The sequence below is a fragment of the Corallococcus sp. BB11-1 genome (genome assembly GCF_026626625.1).
Classification (GTDB): domain Bacteria; phylum Myxococcota; class Myxococcia; order Myxococcales; family Myxococcaceae; genus Corallococcus; species Corallococcus soli.
Genome location: NZ_JAPNJY010000028.1, coordinates 316,065 through 320,609 on the forward strand (window position 1 = coordinate 316,065; position 4,545 = coordinate 320,609).

4 protein-coding genes are annotated in these 4,545 nt (G+C 70.5%); 2 read left to right on the plus strand and 2 right to left on the minus strand.

Annotated features, from left to right (window positions below; translation table 11 throughout):
• Positions 1–300: 300 nt before the first annotated feature.
• Complete coding sequence (locus OV207_RS22855) at positions 301–1,965, minus strand: metallophosphoesterase (protein WP_267557214.1); 1,665 nt, start codon at positions 1,963–1,965, stop codon at positions 301–303.
• Between the two features lie 217 nt (positions 1,966–2,182).
• Here OV207_RS22855 and OV207_RS22860 point away from each other — a divergent pair, with 217 nt between their 5' ends.
• On the plus strand, positions 2,183–2,380 hold the full coding sequence (locus OV207_RS22860) for a hypothetical protein (protein WP_267557215.1): 198 nt from the start codon (positions 2,183–2,185) through the stop codon (positions 2,378–2,380).
• A 48-nt stretch (positions 2,381–2,428) separates the two neighbouring features.
• On the opposite strand, the gene OV207_RS22865 is transcribed toward OV207_RS22860, so the two are convergent.
• Positions 2,429–3,397, minus strand: coding sequence for a peptidylprolyl isomerase (locus tag OV207_RS22865; protein WP_267557216.1), 969 nt, complete (start codon positions 3,395–3,397; stop codon positions 2,429–2,431).
• Between the two features lie 262 nt (positions 3,398–3,659).
• Here OV207_RS22865 and OV207_RS22870 point away from each other — a divergent pair, with 262 nt between their 5' ends.
• Positions 3,660–4,469: a peptidylprolyl isomerase gene (locus tag OV207_RS22870; RefSeq protein WP_267557217.1), complete on the plus strand. Its 810-nt coding sequence runs from the start codon at positions 3,660–3,662 to the stop codon at positions 4,467–4,469.
• Positions 4,470–4,545: the final 76 nt, after the last annotated feature.

Sequence of the window (4,545 nt, forward strand, 5' to 3'; positions counted from 1 at the left end):
GGGCCCGCCGGACTTCGAGGCGGCACCGCGGGAAGGTCCAGGCTTGCGAGTCGTGGCCATGTGCCATGGGCCTTTGCATCCCCCGGGCCGGCTTGACAAGCAGGGAACGCAAAAGACGCCCCCGGAAGGCCCCCAGGGGACCGGCCGGCGGGCGTCCAGGCGTCAGGGGGAAGGGGGCGGGAGACCGGAAAAGGGCCTCCCCGGACCGGGTTTCCGCCCCGGGGCGTGGGCGAGGGCCCCTTGTCCCCGGGGAGAGCCGTTCCGGAAGCGGGCACGAGGCCCGCCCCCGGGGCTCCCGGGTCAGCGGCTCCGGCGGCGGCGGATGAGGCCCGCGAGGAGGAGCGCGGCGGCGGGGAGCAGGACGCCCGGACCGGCGGCGCAGCCTCCACCCCCTTCGGAGTCCTCCCCGGGGGTGATGCCCGGCGTCGACGGCGTCGAGGGCAGACCCGGGCGCGGGTTGGTGGGGGTGCCCGGGTCGGCTCCGGTGTCCGTGCCGGGGTCTTCCTCGCCGGTGCCCGGGTCGGTGGTGCCGCTGCCCGTCACGGTGACGACGGTGGTGGCGGTCAGGGGCGCGGCGCCCTGGGACGTGGCGGTCGCCCTGGCGGTGTAGGTGCCGGGCTGCGTGTAGACGTGCTCCACCTGGGCGCCCTGGGCGGTGACGCCGTCGCCGAAGTCCCAGGTGACGGAGGTGCCCGCCTGGGAGGCCGTCGCGACGAACGAGGCCGTGTGGGGGGCGGCGCCGCTGGCGCTGCCGACGGTGACGTTGAGCGTGCCCTGGGGCGGCGGGGGAGGGGCGGGCAGCTCCTTGGTGAGGGAGAAGGAGTCGAGGGTGCCGCCGTTCGTCTTCACGAGCTTCGCGGTGAGGGTGCCCTCCACGACCTCCACGTCGAGGAAGCCATGGGCCGCGTCATCGCGCATGACGCTCCAGGACGGGCGGGAGGTGGCGAACTTGCGCAGGGTGGCGCCGCCGCCGCCGACGACGAGGTAGGGGACGCCGCGCTCCGACTTGCCGGACTCGGCGTCGCCGAGCATGGGCTTGCTGCGCTCGTAGTTGTGGTCATGGCCGGTGAGCACCAGGTCCACGCCGTACTTCTCGAACAGGGGGCCGAACTGGCGGCGCATGGTGAGCTGCGAGCCGTGCTCGCCGCTGGACCACGACGGGTGGTGGAAGAAGACGACCTTCCACGGCTGGGTGGTGGCGGCGAGGTCCTTCTCCACGAAGGCCTTCTGCGCGGCGAGCGTGCACTTGGACGCGGACGCGAGCCCCACGGCGCAGTTGGAGTCGATGGACACGAAGTGCACGTGGCCCCAGTCGAACGAGTAGTAGCGCTCCGAGCCCTCTGCGTTGTTGGTGGGCAGGTAGAGGTTGTCCAGGTAGGGCTGGGCCTCGTTGGTCACGTACTCGTGATTGCCCGGCGTCGCGAACATGGGCACCTGCGCGAGCAGGGCGGCCATGGGGGTGAAGAGGTTCGTCTGGAATTCGGTCTCCGTCCCGGACGCGTAGGCATTGTCACCCAGCGCGACGAAGAGCTCCGGCTTGTTGGTGAGCATGGAGGCGGCGACCTTCCGCTGGTCGCTGCCGCCCGTGCCGAAGTCGCCCACGGCGGCGAAGTGCACGCGCCGGGTGCCGGGGACGGGCGCGGTGACGAACGTCTTGGCCGGGGTCGTCTCACCGCACGCGTCCACGGAGTACGTATAGGTGGTGGCGGGGGTGAGGCCGGTGAGGACCACGGCGTGGATGCGGGACGTGGCTGTCGAGCGTGCCGCCGCGCTGGTGTTGCCCACGCCATAGCGGACCTGGGCCGCCGAGCAGTTCGAGGCCAGCCGGAACGCCACGGTGGCGGTGTCGGGGCCCACGCGCTGCAGGTAGGGATCACGCGGCAGGGCGAGCGCGGTGCCCGAGGCAAAGCCCATCACGAGCAGGGCAGCCAGGGGGGCGAGCGACAGAGACTTCGTCCGGTCCATGCATCCTCCGGCCCGAGGCATTCGGGACCGGAGCCCAACCGTTCATGGCCGAACGTTCATCCGAAAAACGTTCCTGAAGGAGGAGACAGGCGGACGAGCGATGCGTGAGGCCGATGGCTGTTTGAACAGGCATTCGACGGAATGGGCGACGTGGGGTGGCGGGATGCGGCAGGCAGGCGGGCTTGCGGAGCCCGGATGCTGCATTACCCCTGAGTGCATGACCGGAATCGCGAACCAGACCCGCGAGTACACCCTCCCCGAAGGGTGCCCCGTGTGCGAGGCGGACCTGCCGGTGCGCGTGACGGCACGCGGCCCGAGCGCGGTCTGTACGCGCTGCGGCTGGATGGGCCGCCCGTTCATCACGGTGACGCACCAGGGCCTGCGCGTGTCGTACGGCGACGGCGCGCGGGCCTGAAGACCGCTCAAGCTCCGCACCGTCAGGCCCCCTCGCGAAGACTGGTTGCTACCGGGGCTGAGCCCCCGCCTGATCCGCCGCGGGCTTCACACCCGCTTCGGGGTTCACCTTCGCGAGCACGCCCTCGTCCACCTCCACCTTCGTCTGGGCACGCAGTTTCTCGACAAGCGTGTCCAGGGCCTTCGCCCGTCGCTCCGCTCCCAGACGCTGGAGGATGCGAGGCTTTGCCTGTTCAAACGTCTGTTCATTCCCCAGCTGACGCGCCTGCAACATCAGCAGGTGGACGCCCGCGTCGGATTCGATGGGCGCCGTCAGTTGCCCCACCGTCTTCAGGCCCCAGGCGGACTCCGCGAGGGCCTCGCCCCCCGCCACCGTCAATTCCTCTCGGGTCCGGAATCCCAGGTCTCCACCCTGTGCCTGCGTCGCCGTGTCCTGTGAGTGGGCGCGGACCGCCGTGTCGAAGGCTCGCAGCACATCCCCGCCCCGCTGTGCCTCCGCCGCCAGCTTCACGGCCTGGGTGAGCGCCTTCTGGCGCTCCGGGCTGCCCTTGGGCGCCTTCAACAACAACTGGCTCACCCGCACCCGCTCCGGCTTCACGAACTCCGAAAGGTGGGCGTCGTAGTAGGCCCGCGCGTCCGCGTCGCTCACCGCCGCATCCGCGGCTTCGGTCTGGGCTTTGACAAGGTGTTGCACCATCACCTTCTCAAGCATCGAGCGGACCTCCGGGTCCGACTCCAGCCCGCGCCGCCGCGCCTCCTGGACAAGCAATTCAAAGCGAACAAGGTTGTCTAGGAATTCCTTCTTCTTCTCAGGGGTGTCGTAACGGGCCCTGACGAAGGCGGGCTGTTCCGCCAGCTTCGCCTCCAGCTCCGCCTGGGTGATTTTCGCATCCCCCACATGCGCCACCACCGGTCCCTCGACGGAGGGTGTCGCGGCGGACTTCTCCTTGCCACAACCACTCACTCCCAGTGACAGCCCCACCACGGCCATCCCCACCCACCGGAAATTCCAAACCATCGAACGCTCCACGGTCAAACGACTCCCAGGGCGCATGCGCGGGCCCCACGCCATTGAATGTCAGGCTGTCCGTTATCCTACAGGTGCTTGAGATCAATGTCCGAACTGGAGTATTTCCTGGCCCATTGGGAAGCGGGCTCGGGACGGTATGGGACACCAGCAGGGCGCAGTTTCGTGGATCGCCGTCTCTTCCCTGTTCCTGGCCTCGGCTTGCGGGCCGTCAGGCCCCGCCCCGGTCCCCCCGGCTGCTGCTCCTTCCATCGTGGCCCGCTTTGACGGCGGGGTGGTCACCGAGGAAGAAGTCCTGCGTGAGAGCCAGCGTCTGCCCCCCGACCTCCGCAAGCGTTTCGAGCAGGGGCCGGGACGTCAGGAGTTCATCCGCTCCCTGGTTGATAAGCGACTGCTCTTCCAGGAGGCCGCCCGTCGGGGGTTCACCCAGGACCCTGACATCCGGCGTCAGGTGCGTGAGCTGGAGGAGCGGCTGAGCATCCAGGCCCTCCTGGCCGAGGAGCAGAAGGCCGCCCCGGCGCCCACGGAGGCAGAGGCCCGGGCCTTCTATCAGGGTCACCTGGAGCGCTTCGCCGAACCCGAGCGGCTGCGGATGGCCCGTGCCTGGGTGTCGGTGCCCGCGGGGAGCCCGCGTCCTGTCTGGGAGCAGGCCCGCCAGCGCGCGGAGGGGCTGCGCAAGCGGTTGGTCGCCGGCGAGCCCGTGGCGAAGGTCGCCGCCGCCGGCGACGGCCCCGAACGCTCCCGGGGCGGTGAATGGGGCCTGCTGTCGCGCGGCGAATTCGGGAGCGCGGACGTGGAGAAGGCGGCGCTGGCGCTGACGCGTCCCGGGGCGGTGTCTCCGGTGGTGCAGGACGCGACGGGCGTGGGCGTGCTGGTGCTCCAGGAGCGCCGGTCCGCGCGGGTGCCGCCCTTCGAGGAAGTGCGGGAAGCCGTGTTGGGTCAGATGGCTCCGGTCGCCCAGCGGCGGGTGTTCGAACAGACCCTGGCGCGCCTCCGGGCCGCGTCCTCCGTCAAGGTGTCGGATGGCGGCGCGGCGGTGGAAGACACGGTCTTGAAGGACTGACGGGTTCGTGGCGGCGGGTGGGGGCGGGGTGGGTTGCCGGTCAGCATTCGGTCTTCGTTGGGAATGAGGGGGAGCG

Excerpts from the sequence above, each read along its gene's own strand:
- OV207_RS22855 (WP_267557214.1), bottom strand. The coding sequence starts at position 1,965 with ATGGACCGGACGAAGTCTCTGTCGCTCGCCCCCCTGGCTGCCCTGCTC.
- OV207_RS22860 (WP_267557215.1), top strand. The coding sequence starts at position 2,183 with ATGACCGGAATCGCGAACCAGACCCGCGAGTACACCCTCCCCGAAGGG.
- OV207_RS22865 (WP_267557216.1), bottom strand. The coding sequence starts at position 3,397 with ATGGTTTGGAATTTCCGGTGGGTGGGGATGGCCGTGGTGGGGCTGTCA.